A 22188-nucleotide genomic window follows, 5' to 3' on the forward strand; every position below is an offset into this window, starting at 1 on the left:
GTTGGGACTTGGGCCGATGTGTTGAACCGGGCCAACCTGGGTATGGAGGTGATGCATGAGCGCAATGCTCACAACTTCCCCTTGGATTTGGCGGCTGTGGAGACGGCTCCTGCCATCCGTGGTTGATGGCTAGCCAGTACTGGTGTTAGCTGAATAGCATTGAGGTATCCCCTAGCCAAAGCTGGGGGATTTTTTTTATTTGGTTGGGTTAAACAAGAGCAGAATACTCTGCTCCAATTCATTACATCTTCATTACATCAGGCCGGAGTCTAAAGCATAGCCAAAATCTTTTCTCCCATCTCCTGACAACCGATCAAGGTCATTCCCTCAGAGTAAATATCTCCGGTTCGGTAACCCTGAGCCAAAACCGCTTCCACTGCCTGTTCGATCTGGGCGGCAGCTTCCGGTTGATCCAACGAGTAGCGCAGCATCATTGCCCCGGAGAGCACCTGGGCAATCGGGTTGGCTTTGTCTTGTCCAGCAATATCGGGGGCGGATCCATGCACCGGCTCATAGACTCCAGGCCCCGAGGCTCCCAAAGAAGCAGAAGGCAACATCCCAATGGATCCCGTCAACATTGCCGCCTCATCCGAGAGGATATCGCCAAAGAGATTGCCCGTTAGGATGACATCAAACTGCTTGGGCCAGCGCACCAGCTGCATCGCTGCATTGTCGACATACATATGGGAAAGCTCGACATCTGGGTACTCAGCCGCAACAGCCGTGACCCGCTCCCGCCACAGTTGTGATACCTCCAACACATTGGCCTTATCGACTGAGCAGAGTTTGTGTCCGCGTTTTTGGGCCAGATCGAAGGCTACCCGCGCAATTCGATCCACCTCCGCTTCGCTGTAGACCATGGTATTCACGCCGCGCCGGGATCCCTGTGCATCCGTAAAGATACCCTTGGGTTGGCCAAAGTAGATGCCGCCCGTCAATTCTCGCACCACCATCAAGTCGATCCCTTCAATGACCTCCCGCTTTAGTGAGGAAGCATCCACCAGTTGGGGCAAAATTTTCACTGGGCGGAGATTGGCAAATAAACTCAGACCAGCTCGCAACCCCAACAAAGCCCGTTCCGGACGTTTCTCCCGCGGCAAGGTGTCGTACTTAAAATCCCCAACTGCAGCCAAATAGACTGCATCACTGTCTTGGGCCATTTTCAGGGTTTCTGGCGGTAAGGGATCCCCGGTTTGTTCGTAGGCAATGCCCCCTATCAAGCCCTCCTGCCACTGAATGCCAAACCCCATCCGCTTCGCTACAGCATCCAATATGGCTCGCCCCACCTGCAGAATTTCTGGGCCAATACCATCTCCGGCCAGTGCAGTGATCCGATAGGTACGTGCAGAAGCAGTCATAGCAATCTAAAAGCAGGGCAAGGGCTTAGAGATATTACCATTTTGGATCCCTGGGTCTCGGCGTTCGGCTCAAAAACTTCCCAGAAACTTCCAAGAAAAAAGAGCAGCCTAGCTATCGCCACGCTGCACCCTTGGGTTGCCCACTTACACTTACTTGTGTTTGTCAATCCTTATTTGTCAGGACTCTATCAAGACACAAGATCACCACACAAGAAAGAATAGGGATACCCCCTCAAATTCAGAACAGGCCCAGAGTCACCCACTTATCCAAAGGTAGAGTTGCACCGATGCCCAAGTAGAGGGTAACCAAAGTGCCAATCAGGAACACCGTGGTGGCCACCGGACGACGCAGCGGGTTTTGGAACTTGTTGACGTTTTCAATGAAGGGCACAAACAGCAAACCAACAGGAATGGCCGACATCAAGGCAATCCCCAAGAGCTTGTTCGGCGCAATGCGCAACAGGTGGAAAGCAGGGTAGAGATACCACTCCGGCAAAATTTCCAGAGGAGTGGCAAAGGGATCCGCAGGCTCTCCTACACCCGCCGGATCCATCACCGAGAGTGCGACTATCAAACCAATCGTGCCCAGGATCACCACCGGGAACATATAGAGCAAATCATTGGGCCAAGCGGGCTCACCATAGGTCATGTGGCCCATGTTTTTCTTCAGCTTGGCTACTACCTTGGGATTGTCGAGGTCAACCTTACGGGTAATCGCTTCGGTAGCCACAACCTGCTTTGAGACAGCCATGGGAGTTCTCCTTGTCGAGGTGCAAAAGTTGCTAACAGTTGGGGAAGGGCTTGGCCGAACCGCTAAGAGCAAGAAAGCTCACACAGGGATCCCAACCAAGCCAAAGGACAGATCACAAAGGCCCGGAAATGCCTTGGCGACGGATCATCAAAAAGTGCATGGTCATGAAGACAGCGATCAACCAAGGCAACACAAAGGTGTGCAGACTGTAGAAGCGGGTCAACGTCCCTTGGCCCACAGCTTCACCTCCCCGGATGAGCTGTACCAACAGGTCACCCACCACCGGAATAGCACTGGGCACACCGGAGACGATCTTGACCGCCCAATAGCCCACCTGATCCCAGGGTAGGGAGTAGCCGGTCACACCAAAAGAAACCGTCAGCACCGCCAAAATCACACCGGTCACCCAGGTCAGCTCGCGGGGCTTCTTGAACCCCCCCGTTAGGTAGACCCGGAAGGTGTGCAAAATCATCATCAACACCATCATGGAGGCGCTCCAGCGATGGATGGAACGCAACAACCAACCGAAGTTCACCTGGGTCATGATGTAATTAACCGATTCAAAGGCCTCCGCCACCGTCGGACGGTAGTAGAAGGTCATGGCGAAGCCCGTGGCAAACTGAATTAAGAAGCACACTAGGGTTACCCCGCCCAGGCAGTAGAAGATGTTAACGTGAGGCGGAATGAATTTCCCAGTTGCATCGTCGACAAAAGGCGTGATCTCCAGCCGCTCGTCCAACCAGTCGTAAACTTTGCTCATAATGCCTGCTGCGATTTTTGAAAGTCGATATCTTGGGGCGGGTTAGGCCCACATCACCAAGCAATGTAACACGATCATTGAGTTAGGCTCAGCTTTGGGGCAAGGAAACCTTTCTCCAGCGGCAAAAGTAACCTTTTACGTCCATTGTTGTTCATGTTTCTTAATAAAACTGTTGTTGAGAAGCCGGGATTGAGAGGAATGAGTCGGGTTCGAGCAGGGATCCCATCGCTGCTACGGTGGGGGATACGGGTGTGGATCCTGGGGTGTTTGCTCTGGGGTGTATTGGGGAGCGGGGCCGGCCAAGTACAGGCCAGCCGCTGGGGAGAAGAACAGCAACTGATCGCCCAGGCTTGGGCTTACGTGGATCGAGCCTATGTGGATCCGGCCTTTAACGGACAAAACTGGTGGCAGGTGCGGCAACGGGTGCTATCTAGGCCCTTGAGTGAGCGGCAGCAAACCTACCATGCCATCGAAGAGATGTTGGCAACCCTCGGGGATCCTTTTACCCGGTTTCTGGATAAGGAACACTACCTGAGCTTACAAACCTCCACCGCCGGGGAACTGAGTGGCATTGGTTTGCAAATTGCCATTGACGATCAAGGCTCGGTACGGGTGATCGCCCCGATGGAAGGCACTCCTGCCGAGCAAGCCGGGATCCAAAGCCAGGACGAAATTCTGGAGGTCAATCAGGTGCCGGTGGCCGGCTTGAGCCTAGACGAAGTGGCCGAACGGATGAGGGGCCCCAGTGGTACTCCTGTCACCCTGAAGGTGAAACGACAGGATCGCATTTGGGAGCTGGAATTGGTTCGGCAATCGATTACCATCAACCCGGTGCGCACTCGCTTTTTCCAGCAACCGGAAGGAACCATCGCCTACATTCGTCTCAACCAGTTCAACGGTAATGCTGCTACCCAAGTTCGACAAGCCATCCAAGCAGCAGAAAATCAAGGAGTACAGGGCTACATTCTCGATTTACGCAACAATCCCGGTGGACTCTTGCAGGCGGCGATTGAAATTGCTCGGTTTTGGATCCCCAGTGGCAATATTGTGCTGGTAACAGACCGCCACGGCATCCAAGACAGCATTCCTGCCACCGGAGACATTCTCACAGAGGCCCCCCTAGTGGTGTTGGTGAACCAGGGCAGTGCCAGCGCCAGCGAAGTCTTGGCAGGGGCGCTACAGGATAGTGGACGGGCTCAACTGGTGGGAACTCGCACCTTCGGCAAGGGCCTGATCCAATCCCTTTTGGAGTTGGCGGATGGTTCGGGGCTAGCGGTCACTACTGCCAAATACCTGACTCCCAGCGGCCACGACATCCATCGGCAAGGGATCCAACCGGATGTGGTGGTGGCGGAGGGATCCGTGCCCCTGACGGCGGAAACCCTAGCTGGGCCGGAGGATGTGCAGTTGCAGCGGGCTTTGCAGTTGTTTGGTCAACCAATGCCTTTGGCCAAAGGGAGACCGCTAGGACAGGCTGCCTGAAGGATCCCGATCTCAGGGGTTAAGGATTGTTTTAGGATCAGGAATACAGATTTTGCGCGGCCTTGGGCAACTGTTTAGCCAAACGATGACCTTATCCTGAAAACGAACCTCGCATGAAGCCTCTTGAGCAATTTCATCACTTCTTCAACTGCTGCATTGGCGCTTGGAGCACCGAGCGAACCTATCATCACCTCACTCGCGGCGAAGTCGAGCGCTCCCGCACTGAGTTCACCATCCGTACCCTCACCCCCGACCTCAAGCACAAGGTTCTCGCCGACAATCATTACCCCAACCACAGTGTGGATGGATTTTTGGGCTTTCACCTCGCCTTCGAGACCGTTTCTGAAACCGGAGAAGAGGTGGCGCAGGAGCTAAACATGCTATTCGTGCCGCAGCAGGAAAACTCAAGGGGCCTAGAGGGGGATTATCTGCGGGATCGGGCCTATGAAGAAGATCGACCGATTGTCGCCACCTTTCGCTTTGATCCCGGATCCCTGCAATTGAGCATGACCACCATTTACACCCACGTGGTTGCCGTAGACTCCATTACTTTGCTCAATCCCCGCCTGCGCCTGCGGCAGATTCTCACCTATCAGCGTCCCCCAGCAGGCCAACCTCTACACGATCTGATCTTGGTGGGGTTTGGAGTAGAACAGAAACTGACTTAATCTGAACTCTACATCTGTGAAGTGAACCCTTCGGAAGACCTGAGATTGCCCCAGCATTTAGCCCTGATCCAGTCAGGGTTTGAGCGAGGCCAGTATCGACAAGTGTTGGAGCAAATCCGACAGGCCCAAAGCCGCTATCCGCAGTCGGGCAAGCTACGGCTGTGGCAGGCACTGGCACAAGAAGCTCTGGGGCAAACCCAGGAAGCTATTCTATTGGCCCAAACCCTCGTGCGCAATCCTGACCCAGAAGTAGCCCAGCAGGCTCGCTATATCCTCGGCATTTGGCAGGCTCCCCGGTTGCGACGTCCGCCGGAATGGCTGAGTGAAATCCCCGATCTCAGTCACTTGGAGGATGCCGAGCCACCCGAACACCGCCTCGCCTATCGGCGACCTCAACCCAAGCACTCTCGCTCAAACCCTGCTGCTCAAGCTACGGATGCCTCCAACCCCAGCGGAGCTGATCGCTTTGATACTAAACTTATTTGGGTATTAATCGGGATCCTCTCGGCGTTATTGGCCGTCCTAGCCAGGTTGCCTTGATCTGCCGGGTCGTCCCCAGGACGAAAGGGATCCCAGGGCGATTGGGTTGCCCGCCGTTTTCTAAGGAGTTGACCCTTTGGTGAAAGAGCAAGTACAGGTGATCGTCCCGGCTACCACCGCCAATTTGGGGCCAGGTTTCGATTGCATCGGTGCAGCCTTGGATCTCCACAATCGCTTCCAATTCCGCGAGATCCCTTCTGGCCTCAGCATTCACTATCGCGGGGGCGACCATGTCAGCCAGAGTAAAGACAACCTCGTCTACCGGGCCTTCAGCCGCGCCTTTGAGTTGCTGAGTAAACCGGTGCCGGGGGTAGAAATTGAAATTACCCTGAATGTCCCCCTTTCCCGTGGGTTGGGCAGCTCTGCCACCGCTATTGTTGGGGGGTTACTAGGGGCCAATGCCATTGGGGGGCTTAACCTAGCTCCGGAAACCCTGCTGCAACTGGCCATCGCCCTCGAGGGTCATCCAGACAATGTGGTACCCGCTTTGCAGGGCAGTTGTCAGTTGTGCGTACAGGGGCAGCAAGGGCAATGGGTGTTTTGCCCGATCGAGTGGCACGAGAGCATTGGCCTCTTGGCGGTGGTGCCCAACTTTAAGCTGTCCACCCAAGCTGCCCGCGAGATCCTGCCCAAATCGGTGAGCCTAGCGGATGCGGTGTTTTCCAGCAGCCATCTGGGGCTGTTGATTCGCAGCTTACAATTGGGCCGTGTGGACTGGCTGAGGGTAGCCCTGCAGGATCGTCTGCATCAACCGGCTCGTTTGGAATTGATCACCGGGTTCAAAACCGTTCAAGCTGCTGCACAGGCCGCCGGAGCCTACGGGGTGGTGATCAGTGGCGCTGGCCCCACCCTTTTGGCCCTTTGTGCTCCCGATGACCGAGAACGGGTGGGATCCGCCATGGTCAGTGCCTGGGCGCAACTGGATATTGAAGCAGAGGCCAAACTGCTCAACCTAGACCGGCAGGGTGGGCGGGTGCTGGAAGTTCCCTAGCTCGGGTAAACTGACCTCTTCATCTAAGGAATCTCTTAAGAAGCCCTTGCCCCCAAAGTGAACGCGGGTTTGCCACAATATCAGTCAGGTTTTGAGTTCCTAAGTCCGAACTTTGGATTGCAGGAACGACAACAGAGAATTGAGAAAGGACTGACTCAACTGGCCACCTTCAGCTGACTCCCCACCAGGAACTAGCACTGGTTCTGAGTAGCGTTCGTTGATGGTAAAAACTTCTTCAACAATGCCCACAGTTATCAGACAAAACCCCACCTTTTGGATCTCCAGCGGGGGCTGACGCAGAACCGCGGCAATATCACTGATCGTCGTTGTGCCGTTGGCATATTCCCACACCTGCCATTCCAAGCTAGTCAACTGATAGGGAGGGTTACCTCGAATGGTACTCATCAGAGTAGAAGTGGGTAGCGGCAGTTTCTCTATCAAGTTGGACCAGCTGTTAACTAGCCGTAAGCCCGACAGCGCCACCTGCTGGGGTGAGGCAACAAGCCCTGTCATCTCAGCATAGGGAGGAGGATAGCCATCATCAAAGGTAAAATAACCTTCCTCTAGAGTAAACAGCTTGGGAATTGGCGTTAGTACCTGCTGCTTAAACAGTAGCTTCAGCTGTTCTGTGGTCAATGCTCCTTGGATCTTCAAGTACAGCCCCAGAGGTTCTTTGTTAGCGCTAAGTCTCAACAAATGTTCAATGGTAGCAGCTCGTAACCAGCCTCGATGCCCAATCAGTGTTCTCAAACCTTGGTGATCCAACCGATTTGCTGCGGCTACAATCTTGCCATGCTGTAGGAAAATGTAGAAGTTCTCAACTTCCTCCTTTAATTGCACTGGTTCACCTACCGGTTGGATAGATAAACATCCTGACTTTTGTCCTTCTTGGAGGAAGCGGAAAAGTTCACCCAAAGAAAACTCTGATAGGTAACCTGTGATTTTCATATCTAAATTCCCCATCTTCCGTGTTTTTCAGTGACTCAGGACTTCCTGCAACTCCTTTGCCTGCTGCGCTGCATAGGTCTGAATGAGAGCAGTAATGAGGTTAATGGCTGAATCCCTATCCAATGCATTCACAGGTACCATGGGTGGGCGTCGATGCGGACTAAGGTACCCTAAAGCAGTAGCAATTTCTCCCACAGGCCAAGCATTGGGATGATCAACATGACTCAAGCCAATGATCATAGGCACTTGAGTGCGTCGCCGCATAAAAGCGAGGATTCGACGCGCCGGCAGAAAGTCTTGGGGTCGATGGGAGCTTACCAGTAGAATAAATGCATGGGCTTTAGAGATCAGGATTTCCCACATGAAATTGAACCGCTCTTGGCCAGGAGTTCCATAGAGATGCAATGCTACATTGGGGCCAAACTGTAGACGTCCAAAATCCATAGCTACTGTGGTTGTTCTCTTTAATTGACTCACCTCATCAGTAGCCTGCTTGTCAGTATCTACTGGTTCAATTTCACTGATTGTCCGAATTAAACTTGACTTACCAGAGCCAACTGGCCCGGCAATAACAATCCGCATGATTTCCATGCTTGCTTCTCCTTCTGTGCTACCTGTGCTACACAGCAGCGGTACTCAAGCTGCTACTGAAGCAACTTGACAGCTCCTTAACAATCTCTTTAATCTCCAAGTTCAAAAGACCTAGCTTAGCTGAGCTATCAGCAAGTACCAAAAGGACGGCTTCTTGTGTACAGCTAGTGAGAATTCCAAGACCAGCTTCTCCTTCAACCAAAATACGCTCCACTTTGCCGCGAGATAACTCTCGACTGATGCGCTCACTTAAAGAGAGCATTGCCGCAGACATTGCAGCAACACGCTCTTCATCCATTCCTCCCATCAGACTGGATGCAAGAGTCAAGCCATCAGGTGAGACAAGAGCTGTCCCCTGTACACTAGCTGTGTTGGCAACAAATTGTTGTAGAGTACTCTCCAATTTCCCAAGATTGATAGCCATGGTTATTTCTCCTGATTAGCTAGAGGTTTTGAGGATTCATCGGAATGCTAGAAATTGTTAACTTTTAGACTTTCGAACTTGCCAAGTAAAGTGACTAACAATCACACTACCTATATCGCTGCTGCTCCTGTAGCAATGAGACGTTGAAAGAGAGCCTGTGTCCAACCCGTTTCCTGTAGAACTGCCTGAGAAGATACCTCCACGTAAGCCTGCTCCATAAAAGCCAAGTCGATCATGCAAACTTTGCTCAGTGCATTCTCCAAAGTTTCTGGTTGACTATCCTGTCGTAAGCGCTCACGGACGGCTTTGATCACGACCGACATAGCCGGAACAACATGCTGGGGATTAATGCCTAAGCGCACATGAACCAGTCCAATTTTCCAGCGCCGCTCAGCATAGATCTTTCCCCAGTTGTCGATGCCGGTAAACATTTCGACAAACCAATCCTCAAATGTTTTGTGTAAGCGCTGCAACCGCCCTTCGCTACTATTGAGAATTTGGTTCATTTCCTCATCTCTACCCAGGTAGCTGTAAAAGACATCTGCCATTTGGGATGCAATTTGTTTCCCCCAATTCGAGGCACCTTGCAATGCCTCTTTATCAGCTTGCTCCAGTTGTACACGACGAGCTAATGTTTCCAAAAGCTTAAGCGGTTCAATGGTCATGGCACTTCCCTAAAAAGTATAGGTTGGATCGTGGAAGCGAGGCATTGAGTTTCTCCTTGTTTTGGAATTACTGAACAAGTGTACTTAAGTGCTTAAGTGATATATCAAACCAGTTAACCCTTTGATCACGTAAGTGGAGTAAAAATCACTGCCTCAATAAACTTCAACTCTTGCCAAGGCCATTATAAGAACCTCATCGAGCGGTTGTCTTGTATCTTGAGCTACAGCAGTCAATAAGATAGTCTAAAAATAGTTAAGTCAATAGTTAAGTCAAAGTGGAAAAGCCTAAGATAGATTTAGATAACCTAATAGAATCACGATGCATGCAGATTTTTCACATAATTTCATAAATCAGATAAGTGAAAGTCAAGTGTTTTTATGTCTGTTGATAATTGTTCATGACGAAGTGGTAGGCTCCCACTGACTGAGGGACTACCAGTGAACAAAATCAAGAGGGATTTGACTTGGGATCTTCAGGAGCCACGACAGCAGTTGGTTGCCTTTCTAGGGTCTTCGGGATAACTGCTAGGGGAGTGCTGGAGATCTGGGGCTGAGATGAGTTGAACTTCCTCTTCTACAGACCCCTTGCGTGAAATCTTGAGGGGTAGGAGGAGGGAGATAAGGTTACTTTACTGCCCCCGAGCCATTCTGCAGCAGCAGTAGTAGGGGAGGCAGAAACAGCCAAGCCGCCACCAGCAAGGCTACTACTGCTGCAATCAGGACTGCTCCTGCCGCACAATCTTTGGCGATCGCCGCCAGGAGATGGTATTTGTTGCCCAACGTTAGATCCACCACTGCTTCCAGGGCAGTATTCACCAACTCCAAAGCCATGACCAATCCTGTCGCCAAACTGATCAGGGCCATCTCCACGGCACTTAGCCTCAAGCCAAAGCCCAGCGCAAAAGCTACTGCCGCCACCGCCATATGAATGCGGAAGTTCCGTTGGGTGCACATAGCGTATAGCAAGCCTTTGCCCGCATAGTAAAAGCTTTTGCCCAGGTTCGTCGCCACCCGCCAGGAGGGAGGTCGTTGCCAGGGATCCACAGCCTTTGGGGAGGGATCCCTCTGAACATCTCCCAGGGTATCTGTTGCAGATGAATCAGTTGAAGGATCGGGAGCCACAACAGCCGAATTGAGGTGAACTCCGCGCCGCCGAAAAGCCACCAGTCGAGAGCGCTCCACCTGCAGACGCTGTAGAGAACGGCTAGAGCTACTGGCCATGGGTTACCTCCGAGCCTAATTGGATTGCCGACAGCAATTGCCGTTGTTGCTGCAACATCCGCTGTAGGGAGAGTTCATCCGGGTGATCCCACCCCAGTAGGTGAAGCAACCCGTGGGTGGCCAACCAAGCCAGCTCATCCGAGAGACGGTGCCCCTGAGCCTTGGCCTGCAGACGGGCCGTCTGTACCGAAATCACGATATCCCCCAGCAGCCGTACTCCCGACACTTCACGGATCCCGACGGGAGCAAGCATTTCTTGGGCAGCAAAGGCCAACACATCGGTGGGCTCATCGATTTGGCGAAACTCCCGGTTGAGCTCGCGGATGTGATCATCGGAGGTGAGGCAAAGGCTCAGTTCACATGGGGTTTTCACCCCTAGCTCCCGCAACCAAATCTCAAACCAATCATGCCAGGTGGCTTCTTCGATTGGACTTGGGATGTTGAACTGTAGGTACAGATCCAGGAATCCATCCATGTAAGCCTCACTCCACACCGATACGCCCCCTATTCTAGTGGCTGGGTCAGATTAGGCCAGATTTCTGCGGGAATTGGCGCATTTGTATCAGCGGCGCGAGCGCTTGACGAATGCGATTCTCCAACTTTTGCTCGTCAGGTACTGTATTTAAATACGCTTCTGGTGGGAATAAATCTCCAGCAATGCCCACAGCCCATGCTCCGGCCTGTAGGTATTCCAACCCATTGGCCAGGGTTACCCCTCCTGTCGGGATTAAAGGCAGGGATCCCAGCGGTTGCCGCAAATGACGAATGTACCGGGATCCCCCCAAGCTCTCCACCGGAAACACCTTCACCGCCGTTGCCCCCGCCCGCCAAGCGGACCAAATTTCCGTCGGGGTGAGAGCCCCCGGGACGATGGGTAACCCTACTTCCTGTCCCCAACGGATGATCTGCTCATCGGCAAAGGGAGAGACACAAAACTGTGCCCCCGCCCGCCAAGCCTGCTCAGCCATGGGTTGATGCAAAACCGTACCGACCCCAATCCAGCACTGGGGATACTGCTGCCGCAACCTGGTGATCAACTGCAAGTACTGGGGTACCTGGGTGGTGATTTCAATGTGTTGGATCCCGGCTCGGATGGCCACAGTCGCCTGTTGGGTGGCTTGGGTCAAGCTCTCTTGGGCACGAATCACCCCAATTAAGGGTTGCTGCCACAACTGCAGTAACCAGGGGTGGGCCAAACGGTTGTCCAGGCTGGGTTCAGAACAAGCAAACATCAGAATCCGATATCGGGAGAAGGCAGCTCAGGTGAGTTTTGGTAGGATAAGCCCTGAGGTTGTGAGGAGAGGTCGGGCTTGGAAGGCGTGGCACGCAGCCTAAAGGCGTGGATGTTGTTCGGGTTGCTCACCCTGCTGCTGTTGGCAGGGCTGTGGGTGGTGGCTCCATCGCAAGCTCAGAATGTCAATCAACTGCAACAACGGCAGCAGCAGATTCAGCAACAAATTCAAGGCAACCAACGCCGCTTAGAGGAACTGCGCCAAGCGGAACAGGAAGCCCGTCGCCGCATGGGATCCCTGCAGCAAAACATCCAACAAACAGAATCTAGCCTTCGGGATAACCAGTATCGCCTGGAACAGGCCCAGAAAGCACTGGAGCAGGCCCAAAAGGATCTAGAGGATTTGGAGGATCGCCTGCGACGGCAACAACAAGGTACAGCTGCCCGGTTGCGTTACATGCAGCGACAGGGGGCAGAGCATTGGTGGGCTTTGTTACTGAGTAGCCGCGATTTGAACGAGTTTTTTGACCGCCGTCACCAACTGCAACTGTTGATCGAAGCGGATCGACAATTGATCCAAGAGCTTCAAGCCACTGCCACCGAGGTGGATCAACAACGCATTGCCCTAGAGGTACAGCGCAACGAGATTTCTTTGATTCTACAGGAGCTGGCGGCCCAGAAAAACCAACTGCAGCAGCAGGCTGCTACCCAAGAACAATTGGTCGGGCGCTTGGCCAATGAGCGAGCTGCTTTTGAGGCCGCACAACGACGGCTGGAAGCCGATTCACAACAGCTCACGGGTTTGATCCAGCAGCTGATCGCCCAACAAGCGCAACAGCGGGGCGGCGGGGATCCCGTTCAAGGGACAGGCCGGTTGATCGCGCCGGCGAATGGCCCGATTACCAGTCCGTTTGGCTGGCGGGTTCACCCCATTTATCGTACCCGTCGCTTCCATGCGGGCATTGACTTTGGCGTGCCGACCGGAACACCTGTGCGGGCGGCAGATCGGGGTACGGTCATTTATGCCGGCTGGTACGGTGGCTACGGCAATACTGTGATCATCAATCACGGCGGCGGTATTACCACCCTCTACGCCCACAACAGCCGTGTTGCTGTCGGTGTCGGTCAATCGGTGCAGCGAGGGCAAACCATTGCGGCCGCAGGCTCGACGGGGCTTTCCACCGGGCCCCACGTCCACTTTGAGGTGCGGGTTAACGGTCAACCGGTCGATCCCCGTCGTTACCTCTAGCTCTTTGACCCAGAAACCCAACCAGAAGCCCCATAAGCTATCGATGAGCCACCACATCCGCAGGCACAGACAGCAGGGATCCCGCCTGTAACGTCCACTGTACATCGGCTATCTGGGCCAATTCCTCCGGGTCGTGGGAAACCACCAGTACCGTCCACGTCGATTTCAGCCGTGCCAACAACTCAATCAACTGCCGCCGTACTGACCAATCCAACCCTGCCGTCGGTTCGTCCAGCAGCAACAAAAAGGGGCCACGAATCAGCTGCACCGCCAGCGCCAGCCGCCGCTGTTGCCCGCCACTCAAATGGTTGGGGGAACTGCGCAATGGGATCCCTTCCAACCCCACCTGCTTGAGGACATTTTCAATCTCTTTTTCCCGCAGCTCGGGGTGGCCAAAGCGCATTTCATCCAAGAGCGTGAGGCCACAAAAGTGCCGCTCCGGGAACTGAAACACCAACCCGGCCATGCCTCGCAACTGGGTGGGCAACAGAGTCACCCCTTCCCAGCTGATCTGTCCCTGTGTCGGTCGAGCCAATCCCGCCAAAACTTCCAGCAAGGTGCTTTTGCCTGCCCCACTTTTGCCGACGATTAAGCCCAACTGGTTCAAGCCCAATTGGAAAGAGAGATCCTTCAAAATCGGTTGAGAAGCGGCTGCTGGATGGTAGGAAAGGTTCTGGACTCGAAACATGAAGGGCTGAGACAGGGAAGGCTGTGGTTATTCTGGCATTGCAAGGGTTCTCCTCTCAAAAGCCCGGCGTCCCTACAGCCATTCTTCTAGGCGCCCCAGCTGATCCCGAAAGCCATGGGTGAGCTCGCGATACCAATCCCGCAGCTCCAGTTGATCCACCGCACGGCGCAGCGCCTCCTGAGAACGCTGGATCGGTCGCAAGGTTGCAGGCGGGATCCCTTCTTGAGCCGCAACTTGCTCAAACAGGGCCAGCTCCGTTTGCACGTAGAGAATTAGATTGGCCACATCCTGGGGGTGTGGGTAGGGGGTGGAATCGGGCATGGGCAGTAAACCAGCAAAACTAGCTCCATTTTGGCCAGGGATCCACCCATGGGTTGTTCATCTGCCTTGGGGAAGAAGGCTGGTAAGGTAAGAAGGGATTTTTTGCTGCTTGGGAGGTTGCATGAGCCAGAAGCTACTGTTCGTCTGTCTGGGCAACATCTGTCGCTCCCCTACAGCCGAAGGCATCACCGATCACCTCCTGCGCAGCAGCGGGATCCCGGAGGAAATTCTCTGTGACTCCGCCGGGACTGCCGCCTACCATGTCGGCAGCCCCCCGGATCGACGCATGCGCCAAGCAGCCCAACGCTATGGGCTTGAGCTGCGGGGGGAAGCCCGCCAAATTCGTCCGACGGACTTGCAGGAGTTCGATTTGATCCTGGCCATGGATCGGCAAAACTACCGCGATATTCTCAGCCTCGATCCGCAGGGAAAATATGCTGAGAAGGTGCGCTTGATGTGCAGTTATTGTCGTTCTCATCCTGACGCAGAGGTTCCGGATCCCTACTACGGGGGCGAGGCGGGATTTCACTACGTGATTGAGCTGCTCTGGGATGCCTGTAGTGGTCTGTTGGACTCTTTGGTGCCGGGGGTGAATCTACCTCCCTTGCCCCCCCGTGCCTGAGCCGGTTTCTAGAAGCCATTCCGTAATTTTAATGAAGTCTCTCTGGGCAAAGGGATCCCTTTTAGTTTCGTTTGGGGGTGGGATCCACACCCCTAGAGTTGGTTTGTTCTGGAAGATCTCTGAGAAAGGGTATCCCTAGGCTCGCTTCTCTTCGAGGAAGTGGAATTAATGGAAAATTCCTCACTGTTCCAATAAACTTGCGGGAGATCAAGACTCATGGATGAATCGTTATCAGGGCTGATTTCGATCGCCTTTTATGTCTTTTTTAGTTACACCTTGATGGTGATTGGGCAAAAATTGAGTGTGCCGAACGCTTGGTTAGCCTGGATCCCGATCGCCAATATCTGGGTGATGTGCCGAGCTGCTGATAAGCCGGGTTGGTGGGTGATCCTCTTTTTCATCCCTTTGGTCAATTTGATCTTTGCCATTCCCCCCCGCCTGAACAAATCCCGCTGGTCAGGGCTACTGATCTTTCTACCGGTTTTGGGAGCTTTGGCTTATTCCGGCATCTTGGCCTTTACGAAAAGCAGCGTAAAGCCCCCGGTTTCTAACCGGGGGATATAAGCGCACAGGCTGAATTTATTCAGCAACAGAAATAGTACATACAATAGTCCCCATGAAACGGGTCACCACCACACTCAAGCTCAAGTTTCTTGACCTCAATGCGGTCAAAGCAGAGATGTTTAACCAGACGGTTTGTGCGACAACCGAACTGGCAAACGAACTGCTCCGCATCAGTCCGAAGGAACGAAAAGCATTAACAACCGCCAAAGTGGTGACACCACTCAAGTCGGCCCTCTCCAACCAGGTGATTCGTGTCCTGAAGGGGAAAGCCGGCCAGCGGGTCAAGCACTTCAAAGTGTTCTGGCCAGAGGTCAACAACCAAAACTGGAAGCTGCACAAAGTAGGTAGCACCTACTCGGTGAGTTTTCCCACAATTCAGGGTGACAAGCGGGTTCCCCTTGAGGTTAGCAGTTCCTACTATGCCGAGCGTCTTGAGCGCATCCTGGCCGAACAGGATTGTGAACGGGGAACCTTGAAACTCATGAAGCTACGGGGCTGTTGGTACGCGGTTGTATCTATCACTTGGGAAGTTCCCGAAGTGAAGAGTACGGAGCGGTTAGGTGTTGACCGGGGGCAGAACCGTTTGGCAGTGGCGGCCACCCGTTGGGGTCGGGCGGTGTTTTTTGGGGGTGGAGAGGTAGCCTATCGTCGTCGTCGTTTCCAGAAGCGTCGTGCCCAGTTGCAACAGGCGGGTAAATACCGAGCACTCAAGCGACTGGAGCGCAAAGAAGCCCGTTGGATGAGGGCAGTCAACCACACCGTTAGCCGCCGCATTGTGCGGTTTGCCAAGGCGGTAAATGCAGATGTGTGGATGGAAGACCTCTCGGGTATTCGCCAATCCAGACAGAGCCAGAAGGCGCGTTCGGATGCCGGGAAATCGCGCCATACCTGGTCGTACTACGACCTGGAGTGGAAGGTTGCCTACAAGCTGGAAATGGCGGGTAGGACGCTGCATAAACGTCCTGCTGCCTACACATCCAAAACCGACCACAGGACAGGATTGATTGGGAAAAGGAGTGGGCATTTGTTCACCGGGCAGGACGGGTATTGCTGTGATGCAGACTGGAATGCCGCAATCTTGCTACGCAAGACGCGGAGCGTCATGAACCTAGCCCAGTGGGACGGCTTTTCGTGTCCCTTGAGTCTAAAAGAAGCCCTGCCCGTAATAGGTAGGGTCGGCTCAGGGGATGGGGTATTTGGCAATCCCCTGAACTCCATGAATCCCTCACAGCTTCAAGCTGTGGGGAGCTAGAAGGGAGAATCCCCCGGTTTCTAACCGGGGGAGTGTCAACTAACCCAAAACCATGGAACGACCCGCCAGCGTCACCCTCATCGCACTGATGCAAGTGCTGTTTGCTGGGCTAACCCTCTTGGTCAGTTTGATCGGGGTGATGGCCGGTGCTGTGGTGGGGGGGCTGGCCGCCTCCGGTGGAGATACTCTTTTCGGGATAGTGCTGGGTAGTTTGGTTGCTTTTATTTTTCTGCTCAGCCTGGCTTACGGCTTCCTCGGAATTGTCTTTTCGGTTGGTTTGTTGCAACTCAGGGGTTGGGGATGGCTCGGATCCCTGGTGATGCAGGCGCTGGGTTTGGGGTTTGGATTGCTTCAGTTGTTGGCAGGCGAAGGGAGCGGCCTGTCTCTAGGGAGCATCCTCATCAGCGGCATCATTATCTATGTGCTGTTGCGGCCTGAGGTGAAGCGGGTCTTTGGCCGATAGGGTACTGGCAAGAAGTTGACAGGAGCCCAGGCTACCACTTGAGCAGGTTGAAGCTCTCCATATCAATGGTGGCACGATTGCGATAGATCCCCAAGACAATGGCCAAACCCACTGCCGCTTCTGCAGCCGCCACCGTAATCACAAACACGGAAAAGACTTGGCCGCGAATCATGCCCGAATCCAGAAAGTTGGAAAAAGCAATAAAATTCAGGTTTACAGCATTCAACATCAACTCAATCGACATTAGCACCCGAATCGCATTGCGGCTGACGATCAACCCATAAATGCCGATACAGAAAAGAATGGCCGCCACCAACAGGAAAAACTGTAGTTGCAACATCGACAGGCTCCTCAAAGGCAGTACATGGATTCAAGAAAACATCTGGGCTGAGAAAGGGATCCCTGAGGGCACCCTGCCCCTAACGAGTGCTCACCAATTCCGCTTCGGTCTCTGTAGCGGATTCGAACTGAGGCCGTGCCCGCTCGAGCAAACTCAGATCCCCTTCTCCCGCTTGAGGGGCGGCAAATTCTCGACGTGCCAGCACAATCGCCCCGATCAACGCCATCAACAGCAACACCGAGGCCAGCTCGAAAGGCAGTAGATAATCACTGAAGAAGTGCCCACCCATGACCAACACACTGCTTAAGGGTTGGATCGGTTGCAATTCCCAGGGCGTATCAAAGGCCATGGCCGCCAAAAGGGCAAACAGCCCCAGACACACCACTGCCGTCACGCCATTGCGGAGCCAGCCGAGCTTGAGGGGGGCAAAATTGTAGCGCCGATTCACCAACATGATGGCGAACAGGATCAACACGTTCACGGCACCGACATAAATGAGTACCTGCGCTGCCGCAACAAAATCGGCATTGAGGAGAAGGTACAACCCCGCCATGCTCAAGAAAACTCCGCCGAGCAAGAAACCGGAGTAGACGATACTGGGGGCCCAAACCACTCCTAGAGCAAACCCGATCGCCATCAGCGATAGCACGACAAACGTGACCAGTTGTACGCCTTCTCCAAGGGTCATTGGCTGTCCATCCTTGCGATTTCCCTTTACCACTGTACTGTCCCGGCGGATTTAGGAGAAGGGCTAACCGCTTTGGAGAAAGATAGGAGAATCTCTATAGGTCAAACCAGCAACTACCAACTGCCCCCGGCACCACCACCACTGCTGCTGCCCCCGCTGAAGTCACCCCCCGTCCAGGATCTCCAGTCAATCGGGGGGTCGCCAGTTCCGTCGCAATCTTGGCCCCATCCAGTAGAGCCACAACAGCCCATTCAGCACCACTTCTATCCAGAAAAACCAGTCCCCTCCATAGCGGGGATCCCAGTAGCTCACCGGGCCACGCCAGCGGTAGCTCCAATGGAAGGGGAAAAACACCAAGGGCCCATCCGTGACATGGACAGGGATATCCACCAGCGTATGCAGCAGACAAGCAGATAAAAACCAGCGCAGCCACGGGGATCCCTTCCAGAACACAGCCCCACCCAAGCCCAGCACCAGCACAGTCGGAGAATGGAGGACATTATGGCTGGCAATCCAAAAAGGGTTGTGAAAAAACAACTCCCGAAACATGTAGCGAAAGGCATCGGATGGATCCCAACCCAAGAACAGGCAGTAGTAGACCCAACCCCCCAACGTCAGCAGATACAGAGGAATATCAGGGGCAATGGATCCCCACCACCAAGCGAACCGCAGTGGGTGGATCCCCTGTTGCTGGAGGGGCCGCCCCAAAGCTGCCGTCAAGATGAAATGGGTGGGGGTATTCATTAAATATCCAGCGCCGCCAGATCCAGGTGGGCACTGTGGGTTTCAATGAACTCCCGCCGTGGACCCACCGCATCCCCCATCAAAATGGTGAAAATGCGATCCGCCTCTACAGCATCTTCAATGGTGATTTGCTTGAGGGTGCGGGTTTCCGGGTTCATGGTAGTATCCCAAAGTTGTTGGGGCATCATTTCCCCCAAGCCTTTGAACCGTTGAATGTTGTATTTGGTGTTGGCGGGCAAACCCCTAACAATCTGATCCTTTTCCGCATCGCTGTAGCAGTAGCGGACATTGTTGCGACCCCACTCAATTTTGTAGAGGGGCGGACAGGCAATGTACACATAGCCTTGTTCCAACAATGCTTTTTGGTAACGATAGAAAAAGGTTAACAATAGGGTGCGGATGTGGCTGCCATCTACATCAGCATCTGTATTGTGACAGCAGATACCCCCCGTGCCACAGATGAAATTTTCGTCTTCTGCCACCGAGAAATCGTAAACGAACTCATCCTGCCATTCCACCTGCTGAGAGGATTTTACCCGCAAGGCGATCAGGTCTTCACTGATCACTTTCCAGTCAGCAGCTTTTCGAGCTGGTTTGAGAAGATGAGCTTGTAGCTTTTCGGCATTGGCATGTCGCTGCCATAGAGATTGACAGCGTTGCAGTTGATCTTTCCCACTGACACTGATGATGTAGTAGGGGTGCCGAGTGTGAATTTTGTCATTTTGTTTGGCAGGTAGGCTAGAGACAGTCGCCACTAGGCCGAGTTGTCCCAACAGATAGAGGAGCCCTTCTTTCAGAAGGACAGAACTGGTGGTAAAGGAGAAACCTTGCCGAGAAACGGTGCCATCTCCCAACAAATAGCCTTCTAGAAAAACCATCTGCAAAGGTTCTGGCAAGCTAAAGATCAAGTTCGGGATCCCTTTTTGGTGAGCAGGACGATCCAACTTCCAAGCCCGTAACAAACGTGCAGCCAGAACGCTGTGAAAATAGAGTTTAATGCCCTGGCTATCGGGATCCCGATACAAACGAGGAGTCTGCCCAAAGACCTGTTCAACAGCCTTGGTTAATTCTGGAATGAAGATCTCATCTTTTGTGCCTAAGTTAAAGCTGATCTGGTGTTGACTCAGGGTACCTTCAGCCAAAAACCAACCAAGCAATCTCACCAATTCAGGAGTAATAGATAGGTAGCGACCGAAAGCAGACTCGACATGGGCCTGCGGCACCAATTGAATCTCGGATCCCAGTTGAGCTAGCTCGGATGGAGTAAAACCATCCAAGGGTTTGTAATCACTGAGTTCGCGCCAACGGTCGTTGAGGCTGTCTGCCGTACCCGCTGAGAATCGCTCTAGTTTGGAAGGGAGGCGTTCAAAATCCAGCTGACCGGGATCCCATCCAATGGCTTCCAGATAATTCCAGAAATGAGATTCTATCGGTCGATACTGGCCTCGCTCCCATTGGCTGATGGTGATTGGCTGCTTGACCCCCACCTGAGCTGCCACATGCTTTTGGCTAATCCCCTGAGCCTGACGATGGGCCATAAGACGTTGCCAATCTTGGGGGGTCAGTTGCACACGGCTTTCTTGCCACTGGTCTGGGGTGGTTACTTTGGCCAACACTCGCGCTTGGGCCACCCGGCGGACATCTTCTCCCTGGATGTAGAGAGCATGGGTCAGTCCGGCTTGGCAAAGGGTTTGTAACAGATCAATCTGCTCCGGAGCTTGGGCAGGTCGGGGTAAGCGGCGACTGGCTACCAACCAATCCCCAGGTTGCACTTGATCCCCCCGCTTGAGGATGACTTGGTTATTTTCATAGATAAAAATGCTATGGGATCCCGTCACTTTAACAGATCGGTTATAGCGAGTAGTGAGGTGATAGAGAGGGCCGGTATGTTTGTGGCGAATAACTGCCTTCAGGGGGCGAAACCGAGTTGTGTACTGTTTTGGATCAAAAGTCAGAACTTGGTATTGAGAGTAATCTCGACGCCCTTCCACACAGTCATCGATAAAAGACCCTATCTTCACGAACTCACTCTGACCACTGGAGTGATTGACTAAGGTGAATTCATCTCCAGCGACACTCATTAAAATGATGCGATGATAGCGTAATTGTGAGGGATCGAATTCATCTCCTTTCACCCCCAAACCCAGTGCCGTGATCATGGCTTGAATTTCGGCATTCTTATAGATCTTAGAAGGATCCGCCTTCTCAATATTTAGAATCTTTCCTCGCAAAGGCAAAATAGCCTGAAATTGTCGATCCCGTCCTTGTTTGGCGCTCCCGCCGGCAGAGTCGCCTTCCACCAAATAGACTTCCGATTCTGCTGGATCTCGGGAGCTACAATCGGCCAGTTTTCCAGGCAAAGTGGAGGACTCTAGGGCAGACTTGCGCCGCACCAAATCACGGGCGCGACGAGCTGCTTCGGCAGCATTAAAAGATTGAATGGCTTTATCGACAATGCCCTTGGCAATGTTGGGGTTAAACTCTAAAAACTCCGTCAGAGCCTCGGAAACTATCGTCTGGACAATGCCTCGAACTTCCGTATTACCCAGCTTGGTTTTGGTTTGTCCTTCAAACTCAGGGTTAGGCACCTTAACCGAGACAATCGCTGTCAACCCCTCCCGCACATTTTCGCCGGCCAGGTTGTTGTCAGAATCTTTCAGCTTATTCAGTTTGCGGGCCTGATTGTTGATGGTGAGGGTGAGGCAGGTTTTTAACCCCTCCAGATGGGTACCGCCTTCGTTGGTGCGAATGTTGTTGGCAAAGCCAATCAAGGTGTCGGTGTAGACATCCGAACACCATTGCATCGCCACTTCCACCTGTACCCCATCCCGTTCCCCCTGCACGGAGATAATGTCGGAATGAATCGGGGTTTTCTCGTGGTTAATAAAGGCCACATACTCTTTGATACCACCGGCATATTGATAGGTTTCGCTGTGAACCGGATCCCGACGTAAATCGCTAAAGGTAATCTTCAACCCAGCATTTAGATAGGCCAGTTCCCGGAAGCGAGCCGCCAACAGCCCATAGTCGAACTCCCGCTCCGGAAACACCTGCCCGTCGGGCATAAACTGTACCCGTGTACCCCGTTGATTGGATCCCTGCGGTTGCGGTTCCGATTTCAGGGATCCCACCACCGCCCCCCGCTCGAAACGCTGGAAGTGGACTTTACCCTCCCGCCAAACCGTCACCTCCACCCATTCTGAGAGGGCATTGACCACCGATACCCCTACCCCGTGCAGCCCCCCGGAAACCTTGTAGCCGCCACCGCCGAACTTGCCGCCTGCGTGCAGCACCGTCAGCACGGTGATCAGGGCCGATTGTCCAGTCTTGGGATGAATATCCACCGGGATGCCGCGGCCATTGTCCAAAACCGAGACGGAGCCATCTGGGTGCAGGCTGATCTGAATGTCATCACAGTAGCCCGCTAGTGCCTCATCAACGGAGTTATCCACCACCTCGTAGACTAAGTGGTGCAATCCTTTCGGCCCAGTGGAACCGATATACATACCAGGCCGCTTGCGCACAGCTTCCAAGCCTTCTAACACTTGGATCTGCTCTGCACCATAATTCTCTGCCATTCGCAACTCCAATCCAGGCTAAAGATCCAGGCCAGGGTCAACAGAATTC

At 53.5% G+C, this 22188-nt stretch carries 25 protein-coding genes and 1 pseudogene; 10 read left to right on the forward strand and 16 right to left on the reverse strand.

The genetic code is table 11. The annotated features are described in order from the left end of the window. Positions 1 to 126 (forward strand): annotated as a pseudogene (locus JX360_RS17765) (photosystem II q(b) protein); the annotation flags it as partial. Between the two features lie 143 nt (positions 127 to 269). On the opposite strand, the gene leuB reads toward JX360_RS17765, so the two are convergent. The 3 genes from leuB to petB all read right to left on the reverse strand — a co-directional run bounded on the left by leuB (position 270) and on the right by petB (position 2869). Beyond that, complete coding sequence (leuB, locus tag JX360_RS13420) at positions 270 to 1358, reverse strand: 3-isopropylmalate dehydrogenase (RefSeq protein WP_244351889.1); 1089 nt, start codon at positions 1356 to 1358, stop codon at positions 270 to 272. 238 nt (positions 1359 to 1596) lie between these two features. Continuing rightward, complete coding sequence (petD, locus tag JX360_RS13425; protein WP_244351892.1) at positions 1597 to 2109, reverse strand: cytochrome b6-f complex subunit IV; 513 nt, start codon at positions 2107 to 2109, stop codon at positions 1597 to 1599. Positions 2110 to 2221: 112 nt separating this feature from the next. Next, positions 2222 to 2869, reverse strand: coding sequence for a cytochrome b6 (gene petB / locus JX360_RS13430; protein WP_244351894.1), 648 nt, complete (start codon positions 2867 to 2869; stop codon positions 2222 to 2224). Positions 2870 to 3067: 198 nt separating this feature from the next. On the opposite strand from petB, the gene JX360_RS13435 reads away from it, so the two are divergent. The 4 genes from JX360_RS13435 to thrB all read left to right on the forward strand — a co-directional run bounded on the left by JX360_RS13435 (position 3068) and on the right by thrB (position 6550). After that, positions 3068 to 4351 carry a S41 family peptidase gene (locus JX360_RS13435; protein ID WP_244351896.1) on the forward strand — a complete coding sequence of 428 codons (1284 nt, stop codon included), beginning with the start codon at positions 3068 to 3070 and terminating at the stop codon, positions 4349 to 4351. 113 nt (positions 4352 to 4464) lie between these two features. After that, on the forward strand, positions 4465 to 5019 hold the full coding sequence (locus JX360_RS13440) for a phycobiliprotein lyase (protein ID WP_244351898.1): 555 nt from the start codon (positions 4465 to 4467) through the stop codon (positions 5017 to 5019). A gap of 45 nt (positions 5020 to 5064) precedes the next feature. Continuing rightward, positions 5065 to 5559 (forward strand): hypothetical protein, encoded by a 495-nt coding sequence (locus JX360_RS13445; protein ID WP_244351900.1) that lies wholly within the window; start codon positions 5065 to 5067, stop codon positions 5557 to 5559. A gap of 76 nt (positions 5560 to 5635) precedes the next feature. Continuing rightward, positions 5636 to 6550 carry a homoserine kinase gene (gene thrB / locus JX360_RS13450; RefSeq protein WP_244351902.1) on the forward strand — a complete coding sequence of 305 codons (915 nt, stop codon included), beginning with the start codon at positions 5636 to 5638 and terminating at the stop codon, positions 6548 to 6550. Between the two features lie 99 nt (positions 6551 to 6649). Here thrB and JX360_RS13455 read toward each other — a convergent pair whose 3' ends face one another. The 7 genes from JX360_RS13455 to eda form a co-directional block, all read right to left on the reverse strand. Next, positions 6650 to 7498: a DUF4388 domain-containing protein gene (locus tag JX360_RS13455; protein ID WP_244351907.1), complete on the reverse strand. Its 849-nt coding sequence runs from the start codon at positions 7496 to 7498 to the stop codon at positions 6650 to 6652. 27 nt (positions 7499 to 7525) lie between these two features. Beyond that, positions 7526 to 8089 carry a GTP-binding protein gene (locus JX360_RS13460; RefSeq protein WP_244351912.1) on the reverse strand — a complete coding sequence of 188 codons (564 nt, stop codon included), beginning with the start codon at positions 8087 to 8089 and terminating at the stop codon, positions 7526 to 7528. A gap of 28 nt (positions 8090 to 8117) precedes the next feature. Beyond that, positions 8118 to 8513, reverse strand: coding sequence for a roadblock/LC7 domain-containing protein (locus JX360_RS13465; RefSeq protein WP_244351922.1), 396 nt, complete (start codon positions 8511 to 8513; stop codon positions 8118 to 8120). A 110-nt stretch (positions 8514 to 8623) separates the two neighbouring features. Then, positions 8624 to 9178: a protoglobin domain-containing protein gene (locus tag JX360_RS13470; RefSeq protein ID WP_244351932.1), complete on the reverse strand. Its 555-nt coding sequence runs from the start codon at positions 9176 to 9178 to the stop codon at positions 8624 to 8626. 624 nt (positions 9179 to 9802) lie between these two features. Next, positions 9803 to 10258, reverse strand: coding sequence for a diacylglycerol kinase family protein (locus JX360_RS13475; RefSeq protein WP_425244412.1), 456 nt, complete (start codon positions 10256 to 10258; stop codon positions 9803 to 9805). Positions 10259 to 10388: 130 nt separating this feature from the next. Then, entirely contained in the window at positions 10389 to 10874 is a 486-nt protein-coding gene (gene ybeY / locus JX360_RS13480; protein ID WP_244351936.1) for an rRNA maturation RNase YbeY, read from the reverse strand. A 46-nt stretch (positions 10875 to 10920) separates the two neighbouring features. Continuing rightward, positions 10921 to 11631, reverse strand: a complete 711-nt coding sequence (eda, locus tag JX360_RS13485; RefSeq protein WP_244351938.1) for a bifunctional 4-hydroxy-2-oxoglutarate aldolase/2-dehydro-3-deoxy-phosphogluconate aldolase — start codon at positions 11629 to 11631, stop codon at positions 10921 to 10923. Between the two features lie 87 nt (positions 11632 to 11718). Between eda and JX360_RS13490 the strand changes: the two genes are divergently transcribed. Continuing rightward, on the forward strand, positions 11719 to 12879 hold the full coding sequence (locus JX360_RS13490; protein ID WP_244351988.1) for a murein hydrolase activator EnvC family protein: 1161 nt from the start codon (positions 11719 to 11721) through the stop codon (positions 12877 to 12879). A 37-nt stretch (positions 12880 to 12916) separates the two neighbouring features. Here the strand turns inward: JX360_RS13490 and JX360_RS13495 are convergent, their stop codons facing one another. After that, entirely contained in the window at positions 12917 to 13567 is a 651-nt protein-coding gene (locus JX360_RS13495) for an ABC transporter ATP-binding protein (RefSeq protein ID WP_244351940.1), read from the reverse strand. 72 nt (positions 13568 to 13639) lie between these two features. Next, positions 13640 to 13888 (reverse strand): hypothetical protein, encoded by a 249-nt coding sequence (locus tag JX360_RS13500; protein WP_244351942.1) that lies wholly within the window; start codon positions 13886 to 13888, stop codon positions 13640 to 13642. Between the two features lie 121 nt (positions 13889 to 14009). Between JX360_RS13500 and JX360_RS13505 the strand changes: the two genes are divergently transcribed. From JX360_RS13505 to JX360_RS13520, 4 genes are all read left to right on the forward strand, one after another. Continuing rightward, complete coding sequence (locus JX360_RS13505) at positions 14010 to 14510, forward strand: low molecular weight protein-tyrosine-phosphatase (protein ID WP_244351944.1); 501 nt, start codon at positions 14010 to 14012, stop codon at positions 14508 to 14510. A 216-nt stretch (positions 14511 to 14726) separates the two neighbouring features. Then, positions 14727 to 15074 (forward strand): DUF5684 domain-containing protein, encoded by a 348-nt coding sequence (locus tag JX360_RS13510; protein ID WP_244351946.1) that lies wholly within the window; start codon positions 14727 to 14729, stop codon positions 15072 to 15074. A 52-nt stretch (positions 15075 to 15126) separates the two neighbouring features. Beyond that, on the forward strand, positions 15127 to 16326 hold the full coding sequence (locus JX360_RS13515; protein ID WP_244351948.1) for an RNA-guided endonuclease TnpB family protein: 1200 nt from the start codon (positions 15127 to 15129) through the stop codon (positions 16324 to 16326). Positions 16327 to 16378: 52 nt separating this feature from the next. Continuing rightward, a complete protein-coding gene (locus tag JX360_RS13520) occupies positions 16379 to 16789 on the forward strand; it encodes a hypothetical protein (RefSeq protein WP_244351950.1) in 411 nt (136 codons plus the stop codon). Between the two features lie 31 nt (positions 16790 to 16820). Here the strand turns inward: JX360_RS13520 and nuoK are convergent, their stop codons facing one another. The 4 genes from nuoK to JX360_RS13540 all read right to left on the reverse strand — a co-directional run bounded on the left by nuoK (position 16821) and on the right by JX360_RS13540 (position 22139). Then, the gene (gene nuoK, locus JX360_RS13525; protein ID WP_425244411.1) at positions 16821 to 17129 is read right to left on the reverse strand and encodes an NADH-quinone oxidoreductase subunit NuoK; all 309 of its coding nucleotides are present in this window, start codon (positions 17127 to 17129) and stop codon (positions 16821 to 16823) included. Positions 17130 to 17208: 79 nt separating this feature from the next. Continuing rightward, a complete protein-coding gene (locus tag JX360_RS13530; protein ID WP_279611502.1) occupies positions 17209 to 17817 on the reverse strand; it encodes an NADH-quinone oxidoreductase subunit J in 609 nt (202 codons plus the stop codon). 186 nt (positions 17818 to 18003) lie between these two features. After that, the gene (locus JX360_RS13535) at positions 18004 to 18561 is read right to left on the reverse strand and encodes a hypothetical protein (RefSeq protein ID WP_244351952.1); all 558 of its coding nucleotides are present in this window, start codon (positions 18559 to 18561) and stop codon (positions 18004 to 18006) included. Next, on the reverse strand, positions 18561 to 22139 hold the full coding sequence (locus JX360_RS13540) for a DNA gyrase subunit B (protein WP_244351954.1): 3579 nt from the start codon (positions 22137 to 22139) through the stop codon (positions 18561 to 18563). Before JX360_RS13540 ends, JX360_RS13535 begins: the two co-directional genes overlap by 1 nt. Positions 22140 to 22188: the final 49 nt, after the last annotated feature.

It is taken from the genome of Thermostichus vulcanus str. 'Rupite', assembly GCF_022848905.1.
GTDB lineage: Bacteria > Cyanobacteriota > Cyanobacteriia > Thermostichales > Thermostichaceae > Thermostichus > Thermostichus vulcanus_A.

Excerpts from the sequence above, each read along its gene's own strand:
- JX360_RS13435 (WP_244351896.1), top strand. The coding sequence starts at position 3,068 with ATGAGTCGGGTTCGAGCAGGGATCCCATCGCTGCTACGGTGGGGGATA.
- JX360_RS13530 (WP_279611502.1), bottom strand. The coding sequence starts at position 17,817 with ATGACCCTTGGAGAAGGCGTACAACTGGTCACGTTTGTCGTGCTATCG.
- nuoK (WP_425244411.1), bottom strand. The coding sequence starts at position 17,129 with ATGTTGCAACTACAGTTTTTCCTGTTGGTGGCGGCCATTCTTTTCTGT.
- JX360_RS13470 (WP_244351932.1), bottom strand. The coding sequence starts at position 9,178 with ATGACCATTGAACCGCTTAAGCTTTTGGAAACATTAGCTCGTCGTGTA.
- JX360_RS13465 (WP_244351922.1), bottom strand. The coding sequence starts at position 8,513 with ATGGCTATCAATCTTGGGAAATTGGAGAGTACTCTACAACAATTTGTT.
- JX360_RS13505 (WP_244351944.1), top strand. The coding sequence starts at position 14,010 with ATGAGCCAGAAGCTACTGTTCGTCTGTCTGGGCAACATCTGTCGCTCC.
- JX360_RS13500 (WP_244351942.1), bottom strand. The coding sequence starts at position 13,888 with ATGCCCGATTCCACCCCCTACCCACACCCCCAGGATGTGGCCAATCTA.
- JX360_RS13535 (WP_244351952.1), bottom strand. The coding sequence starts at position 18,561 with ATGAATACCCCCACCCATTTCATCTTGACGGCAGCTTTGGGGCGGCCC.
- JX360_RS13440 (WP_244351898.1), top strand. The coding sequence starts at position 4,465 with ATGAAGCCTCTTGAGCAATTTCATCACTTCTTCAACTGCTGCATTGGC.
- JX360_RS13520 (WP_244351950.1), top strand. The coding sequence starts at position 16,379 with ATGGAACGACCCGCCAGCGTCACCCTCATCGCACTGATGCAAGTGCTG.
- eda (WP_244351938.1), bottom strand. The coding sequence starts at position 11,631 with ATGTTTGCTTGTTCTGAACCCAGCCTGGACAACCGTTTGGCCCACCCC.
- ybeY (WP_244351936.1), bottom strand. The coding sequence starts at position 10,874 with ATGGATGGATTCCTGGATCTGTACCTACAGTTCAACATCCCAAGTCCA.
- leuB (WP_244351889.1), bottom strand. The coding sequence starts at position 1,358 with ATGACTGCTTCTGCACGTACCTATCGGATCACTGCACTGGCCGGAGAT.
- JX360_RS13455 (WP_244351907.1), bottom strand. The coding sequence starts at position 7,498 with ATGAAAATCACAGGTTACCTATCAGAGTTTTCTTTGGGTGAACTTTTC.
- JX360_RS13510 (WP_244351946.1), top strand. The coding sequence starts at position 14,727 with ATGGATGAATCGTTATCAGGGCTGATTTCGATCGCCTTTTATGTCTTT.
- JX360_RS13515 (WP_244351948.1), top strand. The coding sequence starts at position 15,127 with ATGAAACGGGTCACCACCACACTCAAGCTCAAGTTTCTTGACCTCAAT.
- JX360_RS13540 (WP_244351954.1), bottom strand. The coding sequence starts at position 22,139 with ATGGCAGAGAATTATGGTGCAGAGCAGATCCAAGTGTTAGAAGGCTTG.
- petD (WP_244351892.1), bottom strand. The coding sequence starts at position 2,109 with ATGGCTGTCTCAAAGCAGGTTGTGGCTACCGAAGCGATTACCCGTAAG.
- petB (WP_244351894.1), bottom strand. The coding sequence starts at position 2,869 with ATGAGCAAAGTTTACGACTGGTTGGACGAGCGGCTGGAGATCACGCCT.
- JX360_RS13495 (WP_244351940.1), bottom strand. The coding sequence starts at position 13,567 with ATGTTTCGAGTCCAGAACCTTTCCTACCATCCAGCAGCCGCTTCTCAA.
- JX360_RS13460 (WP_244351912.1), bottom strand. The coding sequence starts at position 8,089 with ATGGAAATCATGCGGATTGTTATTGCCGGGCCAGTTGGCTCTGGTAAG.